At 64.0% G+C, this 25,687-nt stretch carries 22 protein-coding genes; 18 read left to right on the plus strand and 4 right to left on the minus strand.

Going from position 1 to position 25,687, the window contains the following annotated elements:
* Window positions 1-66 precede the first annotated feature (66 nt).
* On the minus strand, window positions 67-996 hold the full coding sequence (locus tag YUA_RS0100920) for an AraC family transcriptional regulator (protein ID WP_027528943.1): 930 nt from the start codon (window positions 994-996) through the stop codon (window positions 67-69).
* Between the two features lie 506 nt (window positions 997-1,502).
* On the opposite strand from YUA_RS0100920, the gene YUA_RS0100925 reads away from it, so the two are divergent.
* The 5 genes from YUA_RS0100925 to YUA_RS0100945 all read left to right on the plus strand — a co-directional run bounded on the left by YUA_RS0100925 (window position 1,503) and on the right by YUA_RS0100945 (window position 6,655).
* Window positions 1,503-2,453 carry an AraC family transcriptional regulator gene (locus YUA_RS0100925; RefSeq protein ID WP_027528944.1) on the plus strand — a complete coding sequence of 317 codons (951 nt, stop codon included), beginning with the start codon at window positions 1,503-1,505 and terminating at the stop codon, window positions 2,451-2,453.
* A 99-nt stretch (window positions 2,454-2,552) separates the two neighbouring features.
* Window positions 2,553-3,542 carry an alpha/beta fold hydrolase gene (locus tag YUA_RS0100930; protein WP_198029358.1) on the plus strand — a complete coding sequence of 330 codons (990 nt, stop codon included), beginning with the start codon at window positions 2,553-2,555 and terminating at the stop codon, window positions 3,540-3,542.
* A gap of 43 nt (window positions 3,543-3,585) precedes the next feature.
* Entirely contained in the window at window positions 3,586-4,791 is a 1,206-nt protein-coding gene (locus YUA_RS0100935; protein ID WP_027528946.1) for an NAD(P)/FAD-dependent oxidoreductase, read from the plus strand.
* 37 nt (window positions 4,792-4,828) lie between these two features.
* Entirely contained in the window at window positions 4,829-5,740 is a 912-nt protein-coding gene (locus tag YUA_RS0100940) for an MBL fold metallo-hydrolase (RefSeq protein WP_027528947.1), read from the plus strand.
* A gap of 168 nt (window positions 5,741-5,908) precedes the next feature.
* Window positions 5,909-6,655 (plus strand): SDR family NAD(P)-dependent oxidoreductase, encoded by a 747-nt coding sequence (locus YUA_RS0100945; RefSeq protein ID WP_027528948.1) that lies wholly within the window; start codon window positions 5,909-5,911, stop codon window positions 6,653-6,655.
* Between the two features lie 236 nt (window positions 6,656-6,891).
* Here the strand turns inward: YUA_RS0100945 and YUA_RS0100950 are convergent, their stop codons facing one another.
* Entirely contained in the window at window positions 6,892-7,953 is a 1,062-nt protein-coding gene (locus tag YUA_RS0100950) for an isocitrate/isopropylmalate dehydrogenase family protein (protein ID WP_027528949.1), read from the minus strand.
* A 170-nt stretch (window positions 7,954-8,123) separates the two neighbouring features.
* On the opposite strand from YUA_RS0100950, the gene YUA_RS0100955 reads away from it, so the two are divergent.
* The gene (locus YUA_RS0100955) at window positions 8,124-9,512 is read left to right on the plus strand and encodes an MFS transporter (protein WP_027528950.1); all 1,389 of its coding nucleotides are present in this window, start codon (window positions 8,124-8,126) and stop codon (window positions 9,510-9,512) included.
* 22 nt (window positions 9,513-9,534) lie between these two features.
* On the opposite strand, the gene YUA_RS0100960 is transcribed toward YUA_RS0100955, so the two are convergent.
* Together YUA_RS0100960 and YUA_RS0100965 are read right to left on the minus strand one after the other, a co-directional pair.
* Window positions 9,535-11,745 carry a hypothetical protein gene (locus YUA_RS0100960; RefSeq protein ID WP_027528951.1) on the minus strand — a complete coding sequence of 737 codons (2,211 nt, stop codon included), beginning with the start codon at window positions 11,743-11,745 and terminating at the stop codon, window positions 9,535-9,537.
* A gap of 162 nt (window positions 11,746-11,907) precedes the next feature.
* Complete coding sequence (locus YUA_RS0100965) at window positions 11,908-13,497, minus strand: B12-binding domain-containing radical SAM protein (RefSeq protein ID WP_035970355.1); 1,590 nt, start codon at window positions 13,495-13,497, stop codon at window positions 11,908-11,910.
* Between the two features lie 353 nt (window positions 13,498-13,850).
* On the opposite strand from YUA_RS0100965, the gene YUA_RS0100970 reads away from it, so the two are divergent.
* From YUA_RS0100970 to YUA_RS46780, 12 genes are all read left to right on the plus strand, one after another.
* Entirely contained in the window at window positions 13,851-14,300 is a 450-nt protein-coding gene (locus tag YUA_RS0100970; RefSeq protein ID WP_027528953.1) for a (2Fe-2S)-binding protein, read from the plus strand.
* 12 nt (window positions 14,301-14,312) lie between these two features.
* Window positions 14,313-16,499 carry a xanthine dehydrogenase family protein molybdopterin-binding subunit gene (locus YUA_RS0100975; RefSeq protein ID WP_027528954.1) on the plus strand — a complete coding sequence of 729 codons (2,187 nt, stop codon included), beginning with the start codon at window positions 14,313-14,315 and terminating at the stop codon, window positions 16,497-16,499.
* Window positions 16,500-16,544: 45 nt separating this feature from the next.
* Complete coding sequence (locus tag YUA_RS0100980; RefSeq protein ID WP_027528955.1) at window positions 16,545-17,828, plus strand: NAD(P)/FAD-dependent oxidoreductase; 1,284 nt, start codon at window positions 16,545-16,547, stop codon at window positions 17,826-17,828.
* Between the two features lie 192 nt (window positions 17,829-18,020).
* The gene (gene soxX, locus YUA_RS0100985; protein WP_051383083.1) at window positions 18,021-18,464 is read left to right on the plus strand and encodes a sulfur oxidation c-type cytochrome SoxX; all 444 of its coding nucleotides are present in this window, start codon (window positions 18,021-18,023) and stop codon (window positions 18,462-18,464) included.
* Between the two features lie 8 nt (window positions 18,465-18,472).
* Complete coding sequence (locus YUA_RS0100990) at window positions 18,473-18,931, plus strand: SoxY-related AACIE arm protein (protein ID WP_027528957.1); 459 nt, start codon at window positions 18,473-18,475, stop codon at window positions 18,929-18,931.
* Window positions 18,931-19,248, plus strand: a complete 318-nt coding sequence (gene soxZ / locus YUA_RS0100995) for a thiosulfate oxidation carrier complex protein SoxZ (RefSeq protein WP_027528958.1) — start codon at window positions 18,931-18,933, stop codon at window positions 19,246-19,248. Before YUA_RS0100990 ends, soxZ begins: the two co-directional genes overlap by 1 nt.
* Window positions 19,245-20,024, plus strand: coding sequence for a sulfur oxidation c-type cytochrome SoxA (soxA, locus tag YUA_RS0101000; protein WP_027528959.1), 780 nt, complete (start codon window positions 19,245-19,247; stop codon window positions 20,022-20,024). The genes soxZ and soxA overlap by 4 nt, the downstream gene beginning before the upstream one ends.
* 75 nt (window positions 20,025-20,099) lie before the next feature.
* A complete protein-coding gene (locus YUA_RS0101005; RefSeq protein ID WP_027528960.1) occupies window positions 20,100-21,425 on the plus strand; it encodes an ABC transporter substrate-binding protein in 1,326 nt (441 codons plus the stop codon).
* Complete coding sequence (locus YUA_RS0101010; RefSeq protein WP_027528961.1) at window positions 21,422-22,360, plus strand: carbohydrate ABC transporter permease; 939 nt, start codon at window positions 21,422-21,424, stop codon at window positions 22,358-22,360. The genes YUA_RS0101005 and YUA_RS0101010 overlap by 4 nt, the downstream gene beginning before the upstream one ends.
* On the plus strand, window positions 22,357-23,181 hold the full coding sequence (locus tag YUA_RS0101015; RefSeq protein WP_027528962.1) for a carbohydrate ABC transporter permease: 825 nt from the start codon (window positions 22,357-22,359) through the stop codon (window positions 23,179-23,181). Before YUA_RS0101010 ends, YUA_RS0101015 begins: the two co-directional genes overlap by 4 nt.
* 238 nt (window positions 23,182-23,419) lie before the next feature.
* On the plus strand, window positions 23,420-24,517 hold the full coding sequence (locus YUA_RS0101020; RefSeq protein WP_027528963.1) for an acyltransferase: 1,098 nt from the start codon (window positions 23,420-23,422) through the stop codon (window positions 24,515-24,517).
* Window positions 24,514-25,680, plus strand: a complete 1,167-nt coding sequence (locus YUA_RS46780) for an SGNH/GDSL hydrolase family protein (protein ID WP_051383071.1) — start codon at window positions 24,514-24,516, stop codon at window positions 25,678-25,680. The genes YUA_RS0101020 and YUA_RS46780 overlap by 4 nt, the downstream gene beginning before the upstream one ends.
* Window positions 25,681-25,687: the final 7 nt, after the last annotated feature.

Here is a 25,687-nt window from a genome sequence, read left to right on the forward strand (position 1 = left end):
GCTGATCGACGCGATTGTCGGCGGAAAGATCGTAGCCCGCCGAAGAGCACGGGCCGCCAATGCAGATCACCTCTCGCGGCTTGGTGTTCCCAGCGCATCGCGCCGCCATGCACCCGGGCTGATGCCGGCGATCTCGGAAAAGACCCGCGTGAAGTGGCTCTGGTTGGCAAAGCCGGCCGAAATCGCAACCTCGGACAGCGACAGGCCGCGCGCGCTCATCAAGCGCTTGGCCGTTCTCACGCGATGATGCAGAAGCCAGCGATATGGCGGCAGGCCGGTCGACGCGCGAAACGCACGCGAGAAATGGCTGACCGAGAGGCCGAGTTCGGCCGCGATGGCCTGCAATGGCAGCTTGCCGCCGAGATCCGCTTCGAGCTTGTCGCAGGCGCGCGCCAGCTGCCATGGCGCAAGCGCACCCCGGCTGGTCTCGGCCTTGTGCCGAAAGCCCCCATAGGCCTGAGCGACGTGGGCGGTGAGCGCCAGCATCATGTGATCGATGAAGAGTTGGTTGGCCTCGGCCGGCCGGCGTAGTCCCTCGCGCAACGAAGCGCCGATATGGCGGACGATGGCGTCATCGCGCCCGACAGGCCTGCAATCGAGCGCGTCGATACGCCGCGCCCCCGATTGATCGGAGAGACCATCGAGCGCCGAACGCGGCACGTAGAAATGGACTGAGTGAAACGGCTTGTCGATCACGTAGCGGGGGTCGGTCTTGAGATCGTAGAGATAGGTCGTCCCGGCGTGGACATCCTCCTTCTTGATGTGGCGGCCCTCCCCCCAGATCTCGCATTCCGGATAGTCACGCAGCTTCAGGCTGACGAGATAGGCATCCTCCGCAGCAAGCGAGCCGGAAAGACCCGGCACAGGATTGTCGTTGCGTGTTTCCGTGACCGCGATCTCGGTGCTGCGCAGCGAACGGGTCACCAGCGTGGGCGGCGCTTCCTCGAGGCGGAGGAATTCTCCGAGCCGTTCACCGTAAGCGCCTGTCCTGATCATCATATGTCTCTTCTGTGACGGCCAAGAGAAGGTTCGCGCGCAGGCCACAGCATCCTGCCATTTCGGGCACGATGTATCGGCTATTCGTCCATTGCTGTCCACGACCGACGACGTCGCACCCGCCGGGCCTGCCCGCTCGCCCCGACGCGACCCACGTCAAAATTCGGCAATCATTTCAGAAAGATCCGGTTCGTGCCTTGACGGCTTGCGGGTGTCGTCGAACCGAAACAGGACATCACGACTTTTCACAAACGCACGCACGCTGCGCGCGTGAGGCATCCGCGAAGCAGGATCAGGCAACGCAGGGCAGCATCAGGAAAGACGCGGATTTTCGCGCCGCCTAGAACCCGCAAATCAACGGTACCGGAGCTGCAACGGATCGCCTTCGTCCCCGGTCCATCCGTTTGAGCAAGCATCCCCTGACGTCCAGCTCCCCCATGCGACGGCTGACGACATGATCACGACGTCGCGCACCCAGCGACGCTGCCCCACACGAGCGAAAGTCCATGAGCAAGATCGTCTTACGCGAGTCTCCGAATGAAATGTCCGCTGCGTCTCAACTACGCCGCGACGTCGCGCCGGCCGGCGACCGGCCCGCTGCCGATGTGGAGATGGCCCGCGTGCTCGGAACGGTGCCTTTTCGCATGGCATTGGACTCCTCCGGCGCCGGGATTGCCCACTGGAAGCACGAGCCGTTGCACGACGTGGTCGAGCCCATGAGTCACCACGTCATCATGGCTTACAACGGCTCGGTCCAGCGCATGGAGCGGCGGTCCGGACGATCCGTCGCGATCGGGACGTTTCGCCCCGGCGTCGTGATCATCATTCCGGAAGGATCAAGCTCGCGGTGGGACATTCCGAAACCTGTCGACGTCGTTCAGCTCTATCTTCCGCAGACTACGCTAAAGCGTGTTGCGGACGAGGCCGAAGCCGGCTCGCCGGCCGATCTGCTGGAGCGAACCGCGCATCCCGATCCCGTGACGTCCCGGTTGCTTCTGAGCGCAGCCGATGTGCTGGAGGGTAACGAGGCGCTGGACACGCTGTTCAGACAGCAACTCATGGATCTGCTGGCGACGCGTCTTCTCGCTGCGCACAGCGGCTCGCCGAACATGATCGCGCCAACCCGGGGTGGGCTTGCGCCGAAGACGCTGCTCCGCGCGATCGAGCGGCTGCGCTCGGACAGTGATGCCGACGTCTCGCTCGCAGCTCTCGCTGCCGAGGCCGGCCTGTCGCGCTTTCACTTCTGCCGCGCATTCAAGGACAGTACCGGGCTTTCCCCTCATGCCTGGCTGCGCCAGCACCGACTTGAGCAGGCCATGAACATGCTGCGCGATAGCGACGTGTCCGTCGTCTCGATCGCGGCCACGCTCGGCTACTCCTCGCAGACGGCCTTTGCCGCCGCGTTTCGAAAGTTGACCGGGGAATCGCCAAGGGATTGGCGGCGACGCGCGCGTTAGCAGCAATCGCGCTGCAATCGCGTCAATCGCGCTGGGGCATCAGCACATGCGGTTCGCTAGGAATCGTGGCGCCCCACACCACTGAAACGGAAATTGCAAATGGCCTTGATCAGTTCTGTCAGCCGGCTCGCAACCACCTCACGGCGAAAGATTCTGGCAACAACGCTCATGTACGCGGCTTCGATGACCGTCCGCTCCACCTCGGCAGCGGGCGGCGACACGAAAGCCGCGGCCCTCTCGACCGGCAAGAACGACGTTGCGACCTCCGTCACCACCAGCGACGGCGTGAATATCTTCTACAAGGACTGGGGACCGAAGTCCGCGCAGCCGATCGTCTTCCATCATGGCTGGCCGCTCAGCGCCGATGACTGGGATGCCCAGATGCTCTTCTTCCTTGGCAGGGGGTTTCGCGTGATCGCGCATGATCGCCGCGGCCATGGCCGCTCGAGCCAGGTCAGCGACGGGCACGACATGGATCATTATGCGGCCGACGTCGCAGCCCTCGTCGAGCATCTCGATCTTCGCAACGCCATTCACATCGGCCACTCGACAGGCGGCGGGGAGGCAACCCGTTACGTGGCGCGCCATGGCCGGGATCGCGTGTCCAAGCTGGTGCTCATCGGCGCTGTGCCGCCGCTGATGCTCAAGACCGAGTCCAATCCCGGCGGATTGACTCTCGAGGTGTTCGACGGCTTGCGCCGCCAGCTTGCCGCCAACAGGTCGCAGTTCTATCTCGAATTCGCGAGCGGCCCTTTCTACGGCTACAATCGTCCGGGAGCGGAGCCTTCGCAGGCAGCGATCTGGAACTGGTGGCGTCAAGGCATGATGGGCAGCGCCAAGGCCCATTACGAGGGCATCAAGGCCTTCTCCGAGACCGACTTCACCGAAGATCTGAAAGCCATCACCGTGCCGACGCTGATCCTGCACGGCAGCGACGACCAGATCGTCCCCGTTGCCGACTCGGCACCGCTGTCGGCCCGGCTTCTGAAGCACAGCACACTGAAGATCTACGATCTGCTGCCGCACGGCGTCTGCACGACACATCCCGACATCGTCAACGCCGACTTGCTCAAATTCGTGACGGCGTAACCCGCGCTTTCATCGCAATCACCTCAACCAAGGAACAATCGACATGCGAATCGTCATCATTGGCGCCGGCTTCGCCGGCATGTATGCCGCCCTTTCCGCTGCCCGCCTCCGCGACATCCAGGGTGTTTCGCCCGAAAAGCTCGAGATCGCGCTGGTTGCGCCCGAGCCGACGCTGGTCGTTCGCCCGCGGCTCTACGAACCGAAGCCCGAGACCCTGACGGCACCGTTACAGGACGTGCTGAAGGCGATCGACGTCGTCTACGTCCAGGGCCATGCCGAGGCGATCGATACCAAGTCAGGGGTCATCGAGATCGCTGCCACGCAAGGCGCCAGGAAGAAGCTGTCCTACGACCGGCTGGTCGTCGCCACCGGCAGCCGCTTGTTCCGCCCGAACGTTCCAGGTCTTGCCGAGCATGGCTTCAGCGTCGACCAGCTCGACGACGCCATCGCGCTCGATCGTCACCTGCATAAACTGTCGAGCCGCCCGGCCTCGAAAGCACGCAATACCGTTGTCGTGGCCGGCGGCGGATTCACGGGGATCGAAGCAGCAACCGAGGTGCCGTCGCGCCTGCGCGAGATTCTCGGCAAGGACGCCCAGTTGCGCGTGGTCATTGTCGACCGCAACGAGGCGATCGCTCCCGACATGGGCGCAGGTCCCCGCCCCATCATCCGGGATGCGCTGCACACGCTCGGCGTCGAGACCAGGCTCGGTGTCGGCGTCGCCTCGCTCGACAAGTCCGGCGTCACGCTCTCCAGCGGCGAACATATCGAATGCGAAACCGTGATCTGGGCCGCCGGCATGCGCGCTGCTCCGTTGACGACGCAGATCCCCGCCGAGCGCGACCAGTTCGGCCGGCTGCTGGTCGACCGTGATCTTCGCGTGCCATCGGCGAGTGGTGTCTTTGCGACCGGCGATGCCGCACGGGCCGCGTGCGACGATGTCGGCAATTACGCGCTGATGTCGTGTCAGCATGCGACGCGGATGGGCGCCTTCGCCGGCAACAACGCCGCCGCCGAACTGCTGGGCGTTCCGACCAGGCCTTATCACCAGAAAGCCTACGTTACCTGCCTCGACCTCGGCGAAGCCGGCGCGCTGTTCACGCGCGGCTGGGAGCGCACAGTCGAAATGGTCGGCGACGTCGCCAAGAGGACCAAGCAGGAAATCAACACGGTCTGGATCTATCCGCCCAAAGCCGAGCGCGCCGCAGCCCTCGCCTCGGCCGATCCGGAGCGCGTCACCGCCCTCTAAGCATCTCACCGTCCGCAACATTCAACAGGAGACGAACATGAATCTGCACAACGCATCCGTTACCTCGAAACCCGAAGAGCTCGTCCCGTCACGCTACGCATTGCGTATCGGCGAGATCGACGTGCTGGTGGTCAGCGACGGCGTGCTGCCGCTCCCAACCACCATGCTGGCGCACAATGCCGACCCAGCCGTCCGGGCAAGCTGGCTGAACGACATGTTCCTGCCGCCGGACGCCTTCGACTGGGCGCTGAACGCGGTGATGGTGCGGAGCGGCGACAAGACCATCCTCATCGACGCCGGACTGGGGTCCGATCCGGACCTGCACCTGCCGCGAGCCGGTCAGTTGATCAAGCGACTGGAGGCCGCCGGGATCGATCTCGCGTCCGTGACCGACCTGGTGCTCACCCACTTGCACATGGACCATGTGGGCGGGCTGCTCGTCGACGGCGTGAAGGAGCGGTTGCGCAAGGACCTGCGCATCCATGTAGCGGCCGCCGAGATCAAGTTCTGGGAGTCGCCCGATTTCACCCACACCAACATGCCGCAGGGTTTCCCGGATGCGCTTCGCGCGGCCGCCAAGCGCTTTGTGAAGGAGTACGGCAGTCAGATACGGCAGTTCGACGAGGAGCACGAGGTTGCACCTGGTGTCGTCGTCCGCCGCACCGGCGGTCACACCCCCGGACACAGCGTGGTTCGCGTGGCGTCCGGCGGCGACGCCCTGACATTCGCCGGCGACGCCGTGTTCGCTGTCGGGTTTGACCAGCCCGAGTGGCACAACGGCTTCGAGCACGATCCCGAGGAGGCGGCGCGCGTTCGTATCCGTCTCTTGCGAGAGCTCGCGGAGACCGGCGAGCTGCTGGTGGCCACGCATATGCCGTTCCCATCCGTCGGCCATGTCGCGATCGCCGGCGATGCCTTCCGTTGGGTGCCGGTCTTCTGGGACTACTGAGCGCTCTTGAGCGAACCAGGGCGCGCGCTCGCGGAATGCGTGGGTGCGCGCTCCAGTTCAAAACCTTCATATTTGCCACGGCGCCGAAAACCGAAGCGGACTGCGGTGACCGACAACTCGTCTTCAATCCAACCGGACGGTGCGGCCGGCCGCACAAGAGGCTAGAACATGCAAGATCACAAGGTAGTCGTCGTGACAGGCGGCAGTTCAGGTATCGGGCGGGCAGCGGCGTTGCGGTTCGCGAAACAGGGCTACCAGGTGCTCATCACCGGCCGCCGGGCGAGCCTGATCCAGGAGACAATGCTGCAACACCCGAACATCGCGGGGATGACGGCGGACGCGGCCTCTGCTGAAGACGCCAAGCGAACGATTGCGAAGGCATTCGACAAATGGGGCCGCCTCGATGCGCTGGTCAACAATGCCGGCGCCGGTGCGATTCTGCCGCTGGCCGATGCGACCGCCGATCACATCATGGATATCTCCGCCGTAAACGTACTCGGTCCGAGTCTGCTCGCGTCGGCCGCGCTTCCTCATCTCAAGGCCACCCGCGGCACGATCGTCAACGTCTCCAGCACCTTTGGGCATAAGGCGGCGGCTAGCCTGTCTCACTACGCAGCCAGCAAGGCTGCCGTGGAGCATCTGACACGGTGCTGGGCGCTGGAGCTGGCGCCATTCGGCATCCGGGTGAACGCCGTCGCTCCAGGCCCGACCGAGACGGGCGCGCTGACCGGCATGATGGGATTGTCGGCTCAACAGGCCGCAGCGGTCGAGGAACAGGAGCGCGCCAGCATACCGCTCGGCCGCCGCGGAGTGCCCGACGATATCGCCGAATGGATCGTCCAGCTCGCCGGGCCCGCTTCGGCATGGATGACCGGCCAGGTGATTGCTATCGATGGCGGCTTGGGATTGGCCTGAGCCTGCGTGGCTGATTGCCCGGCCAGAACTTTTCCTCCACGACAGACGCCAGTCTGCGCATCACGCCATGATGACATCGTGCCGGTGTTTTGCCCGACGTGTCAACGTACCCGGCGCGCCGAAGGTCGATCCGGAGCCGAACGACAAACCCCTTGTCCATCAAGGGGGCCTTCTACTGTGCATGGGGTTGTTTTCGAGCGTTTTGCTTCGAGCGTGAAAGAAAAAGCAGACGCAGATCACTCCGCCTGCAGGATTTCGGCGATCGCGGCGCCCGCCGCGATCGTGCCGAGCTTGCCGCCGACGTCGCGCGTCGCCCTGCCCTCGCCGATCGCCTTCGCCACCGCCGCCTCGATCGCACGCGCCGCTTCCTCGTAACGGGCCGCACCGTTCTTCTCGCCATGCCAGCCAAGGAGCAGCGCCGTCGAAAGGATCAGCGAGACCGGGTTGGCGACGTCCTGGCCTGCGATGTCGGGCGCCGAGCCGTGCGCGGCCTGCGCCATGGCGTAGCGGTCACCGACATTGAGCGAGCCGCCGAGGCCGAGGCTGCCCGAGAGCTCCGCGGTGAGATCGGACAGGATGTCGCCGAACATGTTGGTGGCGACGATGACATCGAAGCGATCGGGGTTGCGCACCACATGCGCCATCATGGCGTCGACCAGGATGTCGTCGACAGCAAGGCCCGGATACGCCTTCGCCGCCGCGTGGCAGATGGCGAGAAACATCCCGTCGCCGATCTTGAGCACATTGGCCTTGTGCACGATCATGAGATGTTGTCGACGTTTCATCGCCAGACGACAGGCGGCATGCGCGATGCGCTCGCAGCATGCCCGCGTGATCCGGCGCAGCGAGATCACGACATCAGGCGTGACCAGCAGTTCGCCATTGCCCTGCTCCATGTTGCGGTCGGCATAAAACCCTTCGGTGTTCTCGCGCACCACGACGAGGTCGAAATCGCCGAGGCGACCGGCGCGCCCTGCATAGGTGCGCGCGGGCCTGATGTTGGCGTAGAGGTCGAGGTTCTTGCGGAAGTGGCGCGACGGGTTGATCTCGCCTTGCGCCTCGTCCTTGAAGTCGAAGGTCGCGGTCGGCCCCAGAATCAGGCCGTCGGCGGCGCGGACGGTGTCGAGCAGCTCGGGGCGCACCGTGGTGCCGAACTGCTTCAGGCTCGCATGCCCGACCGCATGCTCCTCCAGCCGCAGATTGAGCTGGAAGCGCTCGGACGCCGCGCGCAGCACACCCGTTGTGGCGGCCGTGATCTCCGGTCCGATGCCGTCTCCTGGCAGAACGACGATTTGCATGGTGATCCCCTGTGACAGCGGCAGCTGGCGCGATCATACGCCAGCGCGAAGGCTCATCGCCCGACCTTCGCGCATACAATGCATGCAAGCATATGCCTGTGGAAGCAGACCCAAGCGTAGTACATGCCAGAGATCATCGATGCCAGATCGCCGGAGCAAAGCGCAAGGCAATGACAATCACGTTACCTGCCGCTGCGCGCGAGCCCGATCATCCCGTTGCCGACGGCCTGCCGGCCGAGCAACGCCGCTGGGCGATCGCAGCGATCTTCACGGCGCTGGCAATGGCCTCGCTCGACACCGCGATAGCCAACATCGCGCTGCCTGCCATTGCCGCCGATCTGCATGTCAGCCCGGAGCAGTCGGTCTGGGTGGTCAATGTCTACCAGATCGCGCTGGTGGCGACGCTGCTGCCGCTTGGTGCGCTCGGCGAGATAGTCGGGCACCAGCGCATCTATCTCGGCGGCCTGATCCTGTTTACCGTCGCCTCGCTGTTCTGCGCGGTCGCGTGGTCGCTGGACAGCCTGCTGGTCGCACGCACCCTGCAAGGCCTCGGCGCCAGCGGCATCATGAGCGTCAACACCGCGCTGGTGCGTTTCGTCTATCCCGGCCGGATGCTGGGCCGCGCCTTCGGCCACAACGCGCTGGTGGTCGCCACCGCCTTCACCTTCGGCCCCTCGATCGCGTCTGCCATCCTCGCGGTCGGCCCGTGGCCGTGGCTGTTCGCCGTCAACATCCCGTTCGGCCTCGTCGCGACCGCCATCGGCTTTGCGATGCTGCCGAAGACGCCGCGTGCCGATCATGGCTTTGATTTTCTCGGCGCGCTTCTCGCGGCCATCTGCCTCGGGCTGTTCATCACGGGCATCGGCAGCGCCGCGCATAATCTGTCGCCGGTCGTCGTGGCCGTCGAGCTGGTCACGGCGCTCGCGCTGGGCTTCATCCTGACGCGACGTCACGCCGATCATCCCGCGCCGATGCTGCCGATCGACCTGTTCAGCCGGCCGATGTTCGCGCTGTCGGCGGCGACCGCCGTCTGCTCCTTCGCCGTGCAAGGCCTCGCCTTCGTCTCGCTGCCGTTCTATTTCGAGGACGTGCTCGGCCGCTCGCAGGTCGAGACCGGTTTCTTCATGACGCCGTGGCCGCTGGTGGTCGGCATCATGGCGCCGATCGCCGGCCGCCTCTCCGATCGCCATCCGGTCGGCCTGTTGGGCGGCATCGGCCTTATCCTGCTTGGCCTCGGCATGGCGCTGCTCGCGTTGCTTCCGGCGAGCCCGAGCATTCCCGATATCGTCTGGCGGATCATGATCTGCGGCATGGGGTTCGGATTCTTCCAGGCGCCGAACATGAAGGCGATCATGGGAAGCGCGCCGCCCCACCGCGGCGGCAGCGCCTCGGGCATCGTCGCGACCGCGCGCCTGACCGGACAGACGACCGGCGCGGCGCTGGCTGCGGCGTGCTTTGCGCTCGCCGGCCACAACGGCGCGACCGTGGCGCTGGCTCTAGGTGCGGGCTTTGCCGCGCTCGGCAGCGTGATGAGCTTTTTGCGGCTGGCCGTGAAGTAGACGCCAGCCTGCTTGTCACCGTTCAGCCGGCCGGCTTGTCCGGGACTTTCGATGCGATGGGCCGGCTCACAATTGTCGCCGCATCGAGCGGGGCGCATTTGATCTTCCGTTGCAGCCTTTCTCCATCCGGCCAACCGGCGGGCTTGAGCGGGGGCGCAAACGTGTCTCCTTCCGGCTCCAGGATGATCGGCTCCGACTTCAGGCAGAAATCGGGAAATGCGATCGCGTGTCTGCCGCTCGGCGAGAATCGTCCGACCAGCATCTGGGATGCCCGCATCCTGGCAGCCGGCGACGAGCGCATTGAGCGGGTGGGATCGAACGGACGATAGCACTCCCACTCCGTGCGGTTCGGTACGAAGTCGTAGACAACCTCGCAAGTCGCTCCAGCCGATTTCACGAATGGCGCGTCCGAAGGCGCCGCGACATCGCGCTCGAAAACCAGCGCCTGCAATGTCAGCGTGTCGGTCGTCGCGCTGGACGGCTCGCCGTTCTCGTTCGCCAGTTTCCCGCGCGAGACCATCAGCTTGGTCTTGGGTCGAGCATCCCTAGTTTCCAGCACCAGCATGGGCCTCTCGGCCCACGAGCGATCGAGGTCCACGTCAGCGCCGCCCATGGTCAGCCGCACGTTGCCGACGGCGGGATTGTCCTTGGCGAAGTCGATCATACGAAGGTGTACGCTCGACTGCGATGCCTCGAGGCTCAGGAAGCGAAGGTCGTCCACTTTGCGCGTGATCGGCATCATCGGATCGAAGCGATCGTCGATGTCAAAGCGGACAAACTTCTTCAGCTCGGCCCGGACCGCGTCCGTGGCGGCGAGCGGTGGCTTGACGTCGATCACGAGCAAGGCGCCGCCGGGCGAATAGGCGTCACCGAACACACGTTGCCGGATCGCCGTCAGCGCCGAGTCCGTCCGCTGCTCGACATCGCGTGCGAAGATGAGCTGCTGCCCGGGACGAACCACCGCAAAGTCCTGGAATGCGCCTAATGCCGCTCCCTTCTTGACGCGTTCGTCGGAGAATGTGGTGCACTTGGACCGATCGTCGTCCTTCTCCAACCTGTCGACTTCCCTGGATGCAGAACGTGAACAGAAGCTAAGATCGTTATCGCGCGTCATCTGGGGGCTGATGGCCGTCGCGTAGATCGGATTCAAGGCTCCGGGGATCTCCATCGGAAGCGGCGAGGTCGCAAACATGTCGATCTCCACCATGGTCAGAGAAGACTTCGCATCGACCGTCGAGCAGAGATCCAGCTTCGGTAGGGTATTGGTGAGCAATCGCGCCGCGTCCGCCAGCACGATACAGGTTATGGTGTTCTGCGGATTGTTCCGGCTCATCCAGATCAGATGGTTCTTGCCTTGTGCATCGACGAGCAGGTGCGGTGCCGCGTGACGGCGGCGCGGCGGCAGCCAGACCGGCGCCGTCTCCGACAGTTTCGGATCGCGCTCGAGCAGCACCTCCGGCAGCCAGAGAACACCAAGCGAACGCAATTCGGCGCTGACCTCACCCGGATTACGGGTGAACCCGATCGCACCCTTGTCTTTGCATGTGATGCACGTGACAGCGATGTTGGAGCGGACGTTCTCGAACGTCAGGATGACCTGATCCGGCTCGCTGCCGTACTTGGCGGGGACAATGGCCTTGAACGGATGGTCCACCACCCGGCTGACGAGAAATCCGTTCGAACGCGACGGGTCTGGATCGAACTCGAAATAACTCGACCGGCCCCAGTCACGAAAGGCGTTGTATCCTCCGAAGCTCACCCCCGCGAGGACCATCTTCGAGTCGGTCTGACAGCGATCGGCCCTGCTGCCCTTGTCGTCGTTCCGAATGTAGAGGCACAGTCGAAAGGCTGCGTTTTGCAGGATCCGATCACAATCATTCTGGTTATAGCCATATGTTGCGAGACCATGGCGATAGCAGACATCGTGAAACACGCATGCCTGCCTGAAGCGTTGCAGAACGAGATGGCGCCTGCCTTTCGAATCGCTGCTGCCGTCGAACAGGATGTTGGCCCATGCCGGAAGGCTACAGTTCAATCCCTCGCCGCTGCCACCGAGGGTGCTGACCACATCCGGGCCCGATTGAAAAGCGGTGACGGTGGCGGGCATTTCCCCATCGGTCAGATCGTCGACATTTTTGTAGACGGAGTCGGCGACAAACGAAGGCAGATACGTGATTATCAACGCGATCGCGGCAATCGCCGCGACAGACCAGCCGATCAGCTTCCTGGACATGCCGCACCTCGCCCGGTGTCATCCGGATCACGATCAGCTCCAGGTTGTTTCGATGTCAAGCGACAGGCTCACACTTGCCGCCCAAATTCGGAAGCCGCGCCCACGACCTGTCAACTCAACCCGATCCGCCTCCCGGCGAGGGCGCATCCCCTCTTTTCGCTGTCAGGCCGGATTTCGTGCCACGGTCGCGCCGTCAGCAACGACCGGAACCGGCACTTGCTCATCCAGCGCGGTAAGGCGCGCGTCGATGGCGTCGATGACCTTGCGCGAGAACGGCCCGAGATGCGCATAGGCCGCGATCATCTGCACCGCGATTCGCGCCGACGAGGTGTCGCGCTTGGCGCAGTTCATAAAGGTCTGCCACAGCGGTGCCCGCGCCTCGGGGATTGCGGTGACCACGCGGTGCACGGTTTCCATCGCGCCGACCCGCGAACGGATGTCGCCCTCGGCAAGCTCGCGGCGCTGCCTTGAACGGTCGAGCAGCGTCATCAGCTTGTCGACACGACCCGCATAGGCGGCCGGGCTGTAGACCCGCTCCAGCACCGTCTTGTAGTCCATCAGGATATCGCGCAGCGGCCGCACCGGATCGAAATTGATGCCGCCGGTGCACTGGTCGCCGCCGGTCGTCGATGCCAGATCGTGGTCTGCGTGCAACCGGCCCTCCTTCGCGAGCCGGCGCGTGAGCTGCGTGTTCGGCAACGCATAGAGCAGACCGACCATGGCGACGGGAATCGCGGCCTCCTCGATGAAATCGATCATGGCCTCGGCCATCGAGACCTTCTCGCTGTCGAAGCCGACGATGAAGCCGGCGGTGACGAGCATGCCGGCGGCGTAGATCTTGTGGATGCTCTCGGCGATGTTGCGCCGCGTATTCTGCTTCTTCCGCATCGCGACCAAGGTCGCGGGGTCCGGACTTTCGATGCCGACGAAGATGCCGAAGAAATTCGCCGCACCCATCAGCTCCAGCAGTTCGGGATCGTCGGCCAGATTGACCGAGGCTTCCGTCGATAGCTCGAAGGGAAAACCGTGCGCGCGCTGCCATTCCGCGAGCTGGGGCAGGAACTGCCGCAGCGACTTCTTGTTACCGATGAAATTGTCGTCGACGAAGTCGAGATGGCCCCGATGGCCCATCTGGTAGAGCCGCTCGAGCTCGACGAACATCTGCTCGGTCGTCTTGGTCCGCGGCACGCGGCCATAGAGCTCGATGATGTCGCAGAACTCGCAGGTGAACGGGCAGCCGCGCGAATACTGCACACCGAGATAGAGATAGTCCTCGAACTTCAGCAGGTCGAATCGCGGCACAGGCGTCCTGGTGACATCGGCCTGGAATTTCGGCGCGGTGAAGACGCCAGAGCGTTGCCCGCTGTCCCAGGCGGCGATGAACTCGTCGATGACGCTCTCGGCTTCGCCGAGCACCCGAAAGTCTGCACTGGCATAGAGGTGCGGGCTCGACGTGGGATCGGGACCGCCGACCACCACCGGCTTGCCTGCCGCGCGGCACTCGTCGATCAGACGGAGCGTGTCGGCCTGCTGCGGCAACATGCCGCCGGTGAAGACCACATCGGCCCAGGCGAGATCGTCCTCACCGAAGGCTTGCGTGTTGCAGTCGATGAGCCGCACCGTCCAGCTCTCCGGCAACATCGCCGCAACGGTGATCAGGCCGAGGGGAGCAGCCGGCCGGCGGACGCCCATCAGCTTGCAGGACTCGCCAAAACTCCAGAAGGACTCCGCCGTGAACAGCGGATAGAGCATCAGCACGTTGCAGGGGCTCGGCACTTCATGGAACTCCCAAGGAAATTTCAAATGCTTTGGCGCAGTGTAGCAAAGCGTCGTGGTCTTGCACCCCGGCAAAAGGGACAAGCTGTCGCGCCCCATTGAGCCGCGACGTCGCCTCAGGCCCTGCCGCTGGCGTTCAGGGAGATGGCGCAGTCGGGGCGCTGGCCGGGCCTTCTCAAAAGCGCACAACACCATCTGGCCCACAATCTTCCCGCAGCCGCGAGAATCTTCGATAGCTGCCCTCGGACTGTTGATTTGAAAGGTTCCAATTTGCCGGACACATTGCGCCCCTGAGTCCATCGGTGGATGGGCCAATAAGGGGACTTGCGATGGCAAACCTAACAATCAACGGAAAAACCTTCACACTCGACGTCGAGCCGGACACGCCGCTGCTCTGGGCAATCCGCGAGAATGCCGGGCTGACCGGCACCAAATACGGCTGTGGCATTGCACAATGCGGTGCCTGCACCGTTCACATGGACGGTGTCGCCATCCGCTCCTGCGGGATCTCGGTCGCCGAGGCCGAGGGCAAGATAATCACCACGATCGAGGGGCTCGCCTCCGGCAGCACGCTGCACAAGGTGCAGGAGGCCTGGATCGCCAAGGACGTCCCGCAATGCGGTTATTGCCAGAGCGGCATGATCATGGCCGTGGCGGCGCTGCTCAGCGAGAAGCCGAAGCCGACCGACGCCGACATCGACGAGGCCATCACCAATATCTGCCGCTGCGGCACCTTCCAGCAGGTGCGCGAGGCGATCCACACGATCGCAAGCGCGTAAGGAGCGGCCAACATGAACAAGCACGTTACTCCCAAGATGAACCGCCGCACCTTCGTCATCGGCACCGCCGCTGTCGGCACAGGGCTCGCCATCGGCCTCGATATCCCCTTCGGCGGCCCCGCCATAGTCCGCGCGGCAGACGGTTCGCCCGAGGTCAATGCCTGGGTCGTGATCCGGCCCGACGACACTGTGGTGATTCGCATCGCCCGCTCGGAGATGGGCCAGGGCTCGCTCACCGGCCTTGCCCAGCTTGTCGCCGAGGAACTCGAATGCGACTGGTCGAAGGTCACGACCGAATATCCGACCCCCGGCCAGAGCGTTGCCCGCAAGCGCGTCTGGGGCGATTTCTCGACCGGAGGCAGCCGCGGCATCCGTAGCTCGCAGGACTACGTCCGCAAGGGCGGCGCCACCGCCCGCGTGATGCTGATCCAGGCCGCCGCCGACGAATGGAAGGTGCCAGCGTCCGAATGCACAGCCGCCAGCAGCGTCATCACCCATACGCCATCGGGCAGAACCACAACCTACGGCAAAGTCGCCGAGGCTGCAGCGAAGCTGACGCCGCCGGCCGATGTCAAGCTGAAGGACCCGAAGGACTGGAAGCTGATCGGCAAGGGCTTGCTGCGGCTCGACACCGCCGACAAGACCACCGGCACGATGGTCTACGGCATCGATATCAAGCTGCCGGGCATGCTGAACGCTGCGATCAAGGATTGCCCGGTGTTCGGCGGCAAGGTGAAGAGCTTTGACGAAGCCAAGGTCACCGGCATGAAAGGCGTCAAAAAGGTCGTCAAGGTCGGCGATTCCGCGATCGCGGTCGTTGCCGACACCTGGTGGCACGCCAAGACCGCGCTGGAAGCGCTGCCGATCGTCTGGGACGAAGGCGATAACGCAAAAGTCTCGAGCGAGACGATTGCGAAGTGGCTGGCCGAGGGTCTCGATGACGCGCAGCCGGCCTATGTCGGCAACAAGAACGGTGACGTGAAGGCGGCAATTGCCGGCGCCGCGAAGAAAGTCGAGGCGGTTTACAACTATCCCTACCAAAACCACGCCACGATGGAGCCGATGAACGCCACCGCGCTCTACACGGCGGACAAATGCGAGGTCTGGTGCGGCACGCAGAATGGCGAGGCAGCCTTCGCGGCGGTGCTCGAGGCCTCCGGCCTGCCGGCGGAGAAGTGCGACGTGCACAAGGTGATGCCCGGCGGCGGCTTCGGCCGGCGCGGCATGACGGACTATGTCCGCCAGGCCGTCGCGATCGCCAAGCAGATGCCGGGCACGCCGATCAAGCTGTTGTGGTCACGCGAAGAGGACATGGCGCACGGAAGGTATCACCCGATCACCCAGTGCAAGATGACCGGCGCGTTCGATGCCGACAACAATCTGGTCGCACTGCACTACCGCCTGTCCGGACAGTCGATCCTGTTCTCGCTCCGCCCCGAAGCGCTGCAGAACGGCATGGATCCGGCGGCCTTCCAGGGCGTCGCCCAATCCGGCGAGGCTGCGTTCGGCTATTCCGTGCCGAATCTCCTGGTCGAACATTCGATGCGCAATCCGCACGTTCCGCCCGGCTTCTGGCGCGGCGTGAATGTCAATCACAACGCGATCTACATGGAATGCTTCATGGACGAGCTCGCCCATGCTGCAGGCCAGGACCCGCTCGAGTTCCGCCGCAAGCTGATGGGCAAGAACCCCAAGCATCTGGCGGTGCTCAATGCCGTGGCCGAGAAGATCGGCTGGACCACGCCGGCGCCGCAAGGCGTCTATCGCGGCATTGCGCAGGTGATGGGCTATGGCAGCTATGTCGCCGGCGCCGCCGAAATCTCGGTGACCGACGGCAGCAAGATCAAGGTGCATCGCATCGTCGCGTCCACTGATCCCGGCTACGTCGTCAATCCGGCGCAGGTGGAGCGGCAGATCGCGGGCTCGTTCGTCTATGGCCTCTCGGCGCTGTTCTACGGCGGCTGCACAGTCAAGGACGGCCGCATCGAGCAAACCAACTTCGACACCTACAACTCGATGCGCATCAACGAGATGCCGAAGGTGGAGGCGGTGATGGTGCCGAGCGGCGGGTTCTGGGGCGGCGTCGGCGAGCCGACCATCGGTGTCGCGGCACCTGCGGTGCTCAACGCCTACTTCGCGGCGACGGGCAAGCGCATCCGCTCGGTGCCGCTGCGCGACCAGAACATCAGCTTCGCGTAACAGAAGCCGCGGCGGCCACAACGACCGCCGCGGCATTTTGCCTGGATGATCCTGATGACCACGCGCCCGATGACACGGCGAACTGCCGTGCTCGGCATCACCGCCGCTGCCGCGACTTTGGCGCGGCCAGCGGTCTTGCGCGCGCAATCGACCGGCCGCGTCGTCGTGGTCGGTGGCGGTTTCGGCGGAGCGGCTTGCGCCCGCGCGCTGAAACGCGCGCAAGGAGACCTGCAAGTCATCTTGATCGAACCCAATGCAGTCTTCACCTCATGCCCGTTCAGCAACGAGGTGATCGCGGGTCTGCGCAACATCGAAGCGCAGCAATTTGACCATGACAAGCTCGCCGCCGAGAGCGTCACCGTGATCGGCCAGGCCGTGACCGCCATCGAGCCGCAGCAGCGCAGCGTCCTGACGGCCGATGCCGTCGCGCTGCCCTATGACCGTCTCGTGCTTTCGCCCGGCATCGACTTCCATTTCGAGGCCCTGCCCGGCTACGACGAGGCCGCATCAGAAAAGATGCCGCACGCCTGGAAGGCCGGCGCTCAAACCATGCTGCTACGCAGGCAGTTGGAGGCGATGGACGATGGTGGCACGGTCGCCATCGCGATCCCCGCCAATCCCTCGCGCTGTCCGCCCGCGCCCTACGAGCGCGCCAGCCTGATCGCACACTACCTGAAGACGAAGAAGCCGCGCTCGAAAGTGCTGATCCTCGATGCCAAGGACAATTTCTCGCAGCAGCGGCTGTTCGAGAAGGCATGGAACGAGCTCTACGGCGACATGATCGAGCGCATCGGCCTGTCGCAAGGCGGCCGCGTCACTTCGGTCGACCCCGCGACCAGGACCATCATTACCGAGTTCGGCAACTACACCCCCGACGTCGCCAATGTCATCCCGCCGCAGCGAGCCGGGCACATTGCCGAACTCGCGGGCGCAACTGACGCCACCGGCTGGTGTCCGATCGATCCTGTCACCTTCGAGTCAAAACTCGTCAAAAACGTTCACGTCATCGGTGACGCCTGCCTCGGCGGCGGCATTCCCAAATCGGCATCGGCCGCGAGCGCGCAAGGCAAGGCTTGCGCTGCAGCCATCGTCAACCTGCTCGCCGGCCGCGCGCCGGAAATGCCGCGGCTAACTGGCGTCTGCTATAACACCGTCGCGCCCGGTTACGGCTTCTCACTCGCCGGCAATTACCAGCCCAAGGGCGATATCTTCGCCGAGGTCGAGGGCGGCGTGACGAGCCCGGTCGATGCACCGCGCGAGCTGCGTGCGCGCGAGGCGGCCGAGGCCGAACGCTGGTTTCAAACCATCACGGCGGATACCTTTGGCTAGGACATGATGAGACCAAGCTGTCGCCAAGCTCACGGTGCGCCCCCTCCCCCGCTTGCGGGGGAGGGCTGGGGAGAGGGTGTCTCCGCTCGCGAGAACCCCCAAGAGGAAAGAGCCCTCACCCGCCGCTACGCGGCGACCTCTCCCGCAAGCGGGAGAGGTAAGAGCAGCCCGTGGCCCGATCTCTCGTCTCACATTCAATCGATTGTCGCTGCGGCGATCACCATCAGCATTGCACTTGCCGCCGGCACGCGCGCAGACGAACTCGCGCCTTACAAGATCACCGGCGACGGCATCGCGGATTCGCTGACGGGCGCGCTCGGCGACGCCGCGCGCGGACGCGCGCTGGTGCTGGCGCGCACGACGACCTGCATCCTCTGCCATTCCGGCCCGTTCCCGGAAACGCGGTTCCAGGGCGACCTTGCGCCTGATCTCACCGGCGCGGGGAACCGCTGGACGGTGAGCCAGTTGCGGCTTCGGCTGGTTGACGCCTCGCGCTTCAACCCGGACACCATCATGCCGTCCTATTATCGTGCTGACGGCCTCGTCCGCGTCGGACGCAATTTCACCGGCAAACCGATACTGTCGGCCGCAGAGCTCGAGGACATCGTGGCCTATCTTGCAACACTTCGGGACTAGGACTGGTCATGCCAACGACGCGACGACAATTTTTAAGCCTGGCTGGCAGCGTCACGGTCATTCCGATCGTCACGCTGCGGCCGCTCGAAGCGACGCCCGCGATGCTCAATACCGCGATCCGCAACGTCGTCGGCGAGGCGCCCATTCGCACCGGCAAGGTCAAGCTCGACATTCCGCCGCTGGTCGAGAACGGCAACACGGTGCCGATGACGGTGAGCGTCGCAAGCCCGATGACGGCGGACGACTACGTCAAGAGCATCCACATCTTCAACGAGAAGAACCCGCAGCCGAACATCGGTAATTTCTATCTCAACCCTTCTTCCGGCCGCGCCCAGGTCTCGACGCGGATCCGGCTCGCCGACACCCAGAAGGTGGTCGCGGTCGCCCGTCTCTCCGACGACTCGTTCTGGCAGGTCACAGCCGATATCGTCGTGACGCTGGCCGCCTGCACCGAGGAGGTGAATTGATGGCCGCCCTCATCAACGTTCCTTCGCGCGCCAAACGCGGCGACATCATCGAGATCCGCACGCTGACCTCGCACATCATGGAAACCGGCTTCCGCCGTACCGTGGACGGCGCACTGGTGCCGCGCGACATCATTACGAGCTTCACCTGCCGCTACAACGGCACCGAGATCTTCCGCGCCGATCTGTTTCCTGCCATCGCCGCCAATCCGTATTTGTCCTTCTTCACGGTCGCCAAGGAGAGCGGCAAGTTCGAATTCGCATGGATCGGCGACAACGGCTATTCGTCCACCGCTTCGGCATCGATCACGGTCGAATGAATCTTTGGCGCGCGATAGTGCTGGCGGTGCTTGTCGCCACGGCCCCTGCCCTGCTCGCCGGTGAAATCCCGCCCGATGCGCACCGCTCCGGCTATTCCTTCATGGGTCCCGACACGCGCGCCATGCAGGATGACGACACCTCCAATCCGGGCATGCTGTTCGTGCTCGACGGCGAAGCGCTGTGGGGAAAGAAGACAGGCGGCGCGGACAAGGCGTGCGCAGACTGTCATGGCGATGCGCGAAGCAGCATGAAGGGCGTCGCGGCCCGCTATCCGGCCTTCGACAAGGCGCTCGCACGCCCCGTCACGCTCGACCAGCGCATCAACCTCTGTCGCGCCAATCACCAGCAGGCAGCGCCGCTGCCCTATGAGAGCCGCGACATCCTGGCGCTGTCCGCCTTCGTTGCCCACCAGTCGCGCGGCGTCGCGATCACCGCGGGCGATGATCCACAGCTCAAGCCTTTCGTCGAACAGGGGCGCAATCTCTTCATGCAGCGCGAAGGTCAACTCAACCTGGCCTGCACCAATTGCCACGACGACAACTTTGAGAAGCGCCTCGCGGGCTCGCCGATCACGCAAGCGCAGCCGACCGGCTATCCGCTCTATCGGCTAGAATGGCAAACGCTGGGATCGCTGGAGCGGCGCCTGCGCAGTTGCATGACCGGCGTCCGGGCCCAGGCCTATGATTACGGCGCGCCCGAGTTGACCGCGCTCGAGCTCTATCTGATGGCGCGGGCGCGCGGAATGCCGATGGAAACGCCGGCGGTGCGACCGTAACGCCCAAATTAGGGCTAGGCAGACGTGGAACGGTCGCTAGTATCCCCCCAAATTGAGTCACAGGGAGGAATTAAAGTGGCTGACCACAAAATCTCGCGCCGCACGCTTTTGACCGGCACTGCCGCAGCCGGCGCGCTCAGCCTGACGGGAGTGCCGGCGCGCGCCGAGGTCAACTGGAAGAAATACGCCGGGACCAAGCTGGAGGTGATCCTCGCCAAGGGGCCGCGCGGCGACAACCTGCAAAAATACGTCAAGGAGTTCACCGAACTCACCGGCATCCAGGTCGAATCCGAGCAGATTCCCGAGCAGCAGCAGCGGCAGAAATGCGTCATTGAGCTCACCTCCGGTCGGCCGAGCTTCGACGTGGTCCATATCAGCTATCACGTGCAGAAGCGACAGTTCGAGAAGGCCGGCTGGCTCGCCGACATGACACCCTTCATGAAGGATCCGACGCTGACTGCGCCCGATCTCGTCGAGAGCGATTTCTCGGCCGCCGGCTTGCAATACGCCAAAAACGACAAGGGCCAGATGCTGTCGCTGCCCTGGTCGGTCGATTATTTCATCCTCTACTACAATAAGGAGCTGTTCCAGAAGAAGGGTGTCGCCGTCCCCAAGACCCTCGACGAGATGGTCGCGGCTGCGGAGAAGCTCACCGACACCAAGGAAGGCACCTTCGGCTTCGTCGGGCGCGGCTTGCGCAACGCCAACATGACATTGTGGACCAATTTCTTCCTCAACTATGGCGGCGAATTCCTCGATGCGAAGGGCAACATCCTGACGGACGGTCCTGAAGCAATCGCGGCGACCAAACTCTATCAGACGCTGCTGACGAAAGTCGCCCCGCCCGGCGTCGCCGGCTTCAACTGGATGGAGTCGATGGCTTCGTTCACGCAAGGACGTTCGGCGATGTGGATCGACGGCGTCGGCTGGGCGCCGCCGCTGGAAGATCCGGCCGCCTCGCGCGTGGTCGGCAAGGTCGGCTACACTGTCGTGCCGGCCGGACCGAAGGGGCAATATTCGGCCACCTACGGCGACGGCGTCGGTATTGCCGCAGCGAGCAAGAACAAGGAAGCGGCTTATCTGCTCTGCCAGTGGATCGTCTCGAAGAAGCAGGGCGCACGGTTGTTGCAGACTGGTGGCGGCGTGCCGTTCCGCAACTCGATCCTGAACGATGCGGAGGTCCAGAGTGGCGTCAAGATGCCGAAGGAATGGCTGCAGTCGGTGATCGATTCCGGCAAGATCAGCAAGCTCGGCTTGCCCGTCGTGATCCCGGTCGCCGAATTCCGCGACATCGTCGGCGCGGCGCTCACCGCGACACTATCAGGCGCCGATCCCGCAGCCGAACTGAAGAAGGCCAACGATCAGTTCCGGCCGATCCTGGAGCGCAGCGAAAAGGCGTGAGTGCGTTGACACAATCGACTCCAGGCGCGGCACAGTCTGATGCCGCGCCGGAGAAGGAACTGCGGCCGCCGTCCTACTGGCCGTTCGTGGTGCCGGCGCTGGTCGTCGTGCTCGCGATCATTATCTTCCCGTGGGTCTTCACCATCTGGATGAGCCTGAACGAGTGGAAGGTCGGCTCGTCGACCACCTTCGTCGGCTTCTCCAACTATCTGCGCCTGACAAGCGATCCCCGCTTCATCGAGGCGATCGGACACACTCTGGTTTACACCGTGCTGTCCGTGCTGCTGCCACTCGTGTTCGGCACGTTCGCAGCCGTGGTGTTTCACCAGAAATTCGCCGGCCGCGGCTTCCTGCGCGGCATCTTCATCATGCCGATGATGGCAACGCCGGTGGCGATCGCGCTGGTCTGGACCATGATGTTCCACCCGCAGCTCGGCGTGCTCAACTATTTGCTGTCGCTGGTCGGGATCCCTCCGCAGCTCTGGGTGTTTCACCCGGCAACGGTGATCCCCTCGCTGGTGCTGGTCGAGACCTGGCAATGGACGCCGTTGGTGATGCTGATCGTGCTCGGCGGCCTCGCCGCGATCCCGACCGAGCCCTACGAGAGCGCGCAGATCGACGGCGCCAACCTGTGGCAGGTGTTTCGCTTCATCACCCTGCCGCTGATCATGCCGTTCCTGTTCATTGCGGGCATGATCCGCATGATCGACGCAGTGAAGAGTTTTGACATCATCTTCGCGATCACGCAGGGCGGACCTGGCTCAGCGTCAGAGACGATCAACATCTATCTCTACAGCGTCGCCTTCACCTATTACGACCTCGGCTACGGCTCGGCGATCGCGGTGGTATTCTTCCTGCTGATCGTCCTGCTTGCGGCCGTAATGCTCTACGCCCGCCAACGCATGGTGTGGACAGAAATCGCGAGCGACGCATGACGCCCCGTCAAATCATCGGCAAGATCGGCCTGTGGCTCTCGGTGTGCGTCATCGTGTCGCCGGCAATCCTGTTCTTCCTCTGGATGCTGTCGCTGTCGCTCAAATTCGAGATCGACAACGCCGCCTACCCGCCGGTGTTCTTCCCCGAGCATATCGCCTGGAAGAACTACGCCGACGTGCTCGCCTCCAACCGCTTCCTGACCTATTTCATCAACAGCCTGATCGTGACCGGCGGCGCGACTGCGCTGGCGCTGATCGTCGGCGTCCCAGCCGGCTACGGCATCGCGCGCATGGCCGCGCACAAATCCGCGATCGTGATCCTGATCGCCCGCATCACGCCCGGCCTGTCCTACCTGATCCCGTTGTTCCTGCTGTTCCAGTGGCTCGGCCTGCTCGGCACACTGGTGCCGCAGATCATCATTCATCTGGTGGTGACGGTGCCGATCGTGATCTGGATCATGATCGGCTATTTCGAGACGACACCGATGGAGCTGGAGGAAGCCGCGCTCATCGACGGCGCCACGCGCTGGCAGGTGTTCCGCCACGTCGCGCTGCCGATCGCCAAGCCGGGCATCGCGGTCGCCTTCATTCTCGCGGTGATCTTCTCCTGGAACAATTTTGTGTTCGGCATCGTGCTGGCTGGACGCGAGACGCGAACCCTGCCCGTCGCCGTCTACAACATGATCTCGTTCGACCAGCTGAGCTGGGGCCCGCTGGCAGCTGCCGCGCTGATCGTCACCCTCCCGGTGCTGCTGCTCACGGTATTCGCCCAACGGCAGATCGTGGCCGGGCTCACCGCGGGTGCGGTCAAGGGCGGGTGAGCACACCTCATCGTCAGCCGGCCAAGCCGAATGAGCGATGAGACCAGCCGCTGCGGCGAGAGGCGCGTGCCCGTTCCAGATCCATGGTTAACGGCTACCCGGACTGACTGTCATTCCGTTTAAATACGCATCAATGCTTTTGGCTTAGACCGCTCATCTTCACCGGGTAGCCGGATCCCTGGCTCGCGGCTTGCACACTTCGTCGCATCATTGTTCTTGGGGAAGAGAGTGGCCTGAAATGACACAGTTGATCTCCCGCTTCGAGACAGGCGGGGCAGCGTCCGACCGAGCGCAGCTTGTTTCCATCCAATATCTGCGGGCGCTGGCCGCGCTGATGGTCCTCGTCACCCACGCGCTGTACTGGCCGCTCGAGACCCGCAATGAGGCCCTGCTCATCACTGGCCGGCTCGGCGTGGAGATCTTCTTCGTGCTCAGCGGCTTCATCATCACGGTGATTGGAGGAGAGGCGTACTTCGAGCCGGTCGCCTTCGCCCGCAACCGGATCATGCGCATCGTGCCGATGTACTGGCTAGCGACCTTCCTGATCGTCGGTCTCGCAACCGCCAGTCCGAGCAGCTTTCGCACTACGGTGCCGACGATCGAAGGCATTATCAAGTCGCTGCTGTTCATTCCATCCGATGTGCCGAAGGCACCCCTCTTGGGTCTCGGCTGGACGCTGGATTACGAGGCCTTCTTCTATTTGGTATTCGGGAGCCTGTTCTTCGTGAGAGCAGCGAGCCGTACCGCGCTGCTTGCCGTCCTTTTTGTCGGCCTGATGGTCATTGGGCGGCTCATCGACCACCCGTCCCACACCCAGAGTTTCTACACGAGCCTCAGCCTGCTCGGCTTTCTCGTCGGCACTGGCGTCGGTCGGCTGTACCAACTCGGCTCGCTGCAGCGACTTGGCCGTAACCATGTCCTAGGTCTGCTCGCCGCCGGCGCACTATCGCTTGTCATCCTTTACCGGACCGATCCGCAGACGAATCTGCCGTTGTTCCATATGTCAATGTCGTTTGGCGCCATGACCATCGTCGCCGCGATGATCTGGGCCGAGGAAGCTGGGCGCCTGCCGGTCATTCCGGCTTGCCGCTTCCTTGGCGATGCATCCTACTCGCTGTACCTCTTCCATTTCTTCGCCATGGCCGCGGCCTGGGCGATCGGACGCAAGCTGTTCGGCCCGGTCAGCGCACTGAACTATGCGCCCCTGGCCGTTGCGGCGATCGCCGCTGGCCTCGCCGTCGGATGCCTTGCCTATTGGTATCTGGAGCGGCCGATCCTTAACTGGACGCGGCAGCGACGCCGCCCGACGGCCGTGACGCAAGGAAGCGCGTCGTGATCGTCCGTCGACGCGATCTGCTGCTCGGCGCCGGCATCGCTATGGGCACCACGCTGTTGCCCACCTCCCTTCTCGCCCTTGCTGCACCGAATGCCGAGGTGGTCGCGCGCAGCGTCGTCTCGCCGGGCAATACCACGCGACTGAAGCGGGTGTTTGCCAAGGCGGCGCGAGGTGAACCAGTCACGCTCGGTTTCATCGGCGGCTCGATCACCCAGGGTCCACCGCAAAACTATGCATCGCAAATTGCGGCTTGGTGGGGCCAACGCTTTCCCAACGCGTCCCTCTCCGTGGTCAATGCCGGACTTGCGGGCACAGGTTCGCTGCTGGGCGCGTTTCGCGTCGGCGTCGATCTGCTGTCTAAAGACCCGGATCTCGTGATCGTCGAATTCGGTGTCAACGATGCCTCCGCCGATGCATACGCCTACGAGGGACTGTTGCGGCACATCCTTGACCACCGCACCGCGCCGGCCGCGCTGCTGCTGTTTATGATGTGGGAGAAGGGCGGCAACATGCAATCGATGCAGGCGCCGATCGGCCGGCACTACGACCTGCCGATGATCAGCTTCCGCGACGCGCTGTGGCCGGAGATAGAGGCCGGTCGGCTCGCTTGGCGCGACGTGATCGTGGACGTGGTTCACCCCAATGATCTTGGCAATCGCTACGCTGCCAGCTTCTGCACGAACTTCTTCGAAAAAGTGTTGCGGCAGCAGGCGGCGACGCACGGCGCACTCACCCTCGACCCGTTGCCGGCGCCGATTGGATCCTCGCTCTATGAGCATGTCGGGCTGATGCCGGGGACCGACTTCGCTCCCATCGATCGCGACGGGTGGGAATTGACCCCTTCGCAGATCTGGGGGCAGATCTGGGCCATCACGCAAAGCAACGCTCGCTTCGAGCTCGACTGCAAGGCGTGTGGCATCGCGCTCATCGTCGGCGGCCGCGCCTCGACGCTGCTCGAGAGATCAATAATCACAATCGACGGCGTTGAGGTTCGGCCGATGAAGGCGCCCAATTTCCTTGACCGGGACACAATCGTCCTCCTAACCGACCTGCCGAACAGCCATCACAGCTTGCGGCTGGAGACCGCGGATTTTCCCTCATCCGCATTCGGCAGCAGCGGTCTGCGCGCACTCGGTCTGTTCGACGACCCCAGGGCCGACTGACCGACCT

The organism is Bradyrhizobium sp. WSM3983 (assembly GCF_000473045.1).
Classification (GTDB): domain Bacteria; phylum Pseudomonadota; class Alphaproteobacteria; order Rhizobiales; family Xanthobacteraceae; genus Bradyrhizobium.

Bases quoted from the DNA above. Each gene is read 5' to 3' on its own strand.
- YUA_RS0100920 (WP_027528943.1), bottom strand. From the start codon at position 996: ATGATCAGGACAGGCGCTTACGGTGAACGGCTCGGAGAATTCCTCCGC.
- YUA_RS0100925 (WP_027528944.1), top strand. From the start codon at position 1,503: ATGAGCAAGATCGTCTTACGCGAGTCTCCGAATGAAATGTCCGCTGCG.
- YUA_RS0100930 (WP_198029358.1), top strand. From the start codon at position 2,553: ATGGCCTTGATCAGTTCTGTCAGCCGGCTCGCAACCACCTCACGGCGA.
- YUA_RS0100935 (WP_027528946.1), top strand. From the start codon at position 3,586: ATGCGAATCGTCATCATTGGCGCCGGCTTCGCCGGCATGTATGCCGCC.
- YUA_RS0100940 (WP_027528947.1), top strand. From the start codon at position 4,829: ATGAATCTGCACAACGCATCCGTTACCTCGAAACCCGAAGAGCTCGTC.
- YUA_RS0100945 (WP_027528948.1), top strand. From the start codon at position 5,909: ATGCAAGATCACAAGGTAGTCGTCGTGACAGGCGGCAGTTCAGGTATC.
- YUA_RS0100950 (WP_027528949.1), bottom strand. From the start codon at position 7,953: ATGCAAATCGTCGTTCTGCCAGGAGACGGCATCGGACCGGAGATCACG.
- YUA_RS0100955 (WP_027528950.1), top strand. From the start codon at position 8,124: ATGACAATCACGTTACCTGCCGCTGCGCGCGAGCCCGATCATCCCGTT.
- YUA_RS0100960 (WP_027528951.1), bottom strand. From the start codon at position 11,745: ATGTCCAGGAAGCTGATCGGCTGGTCTGTCGCGGCGATTGCCGCGATC.
- YUA_RS0100965 (WP_035970355.1), bottom strand. From the start codon at position 13,497: ATGCTCTATCCGCTGTTCACGGCGGAGTCCTTCTGGAGTTTTGGCGAG.
- YUA_RS0100970 (WP_027528953.1), top strand. From the start codon at position 13,851: ATGGCAAACCTAACAATCAACGGAAAAACCTTCACACTCGACGTCGAG.
- YUA_RS0100975 (WP_027528954.1), top strand. From the start codon at position 14,313: ATGAACAAGCACGTTACTCCCAAGATGAACCGCCGCACCTTCGTCATC.
- YUA_RS0100980 (WP_027528955.1), top strand. From the start codon at position 16,545: ATGATCCTGATGACCACGCGCCCGATGACACGGCGAACTGCCGTGCTC.
- YUA_RS0100990 (WP_027528957.1), top strand. From the start codon at position 18,473: ATGCCAACGACGCGACGACAATTTTTAAGCCTGGCTGGCAGCGTCACG.
- soxZ (WP_027528958.1), top strand. From the start codon at position 18,931: ATGGCCGCCCTCATCAACGTTCCTTCGCGCGCCAAACGCGGCGACATC.
- soxA (WP_027528959.1), top strand. From the start codon at position 19,245: ATGAATCTTTGGCGCGCGATAGTGCTGGCGGTGCTTGTCGCCACGGCC.
- YUA_RS0101015 (WP_027528962.1), top strand. From the start codon at position 22,357: ATGACGCCCCGTCAAATCATCGGCAAGATCGGCCTGTGGCTCTCGGTG.
- YUA_RS0101020 (WP_027528963.1), top strand. From the start codon at position 23,420: ATGACACAGTTGATCTCCCGCTTCGAGACAGGCGGGGCAGCGTCCGAC.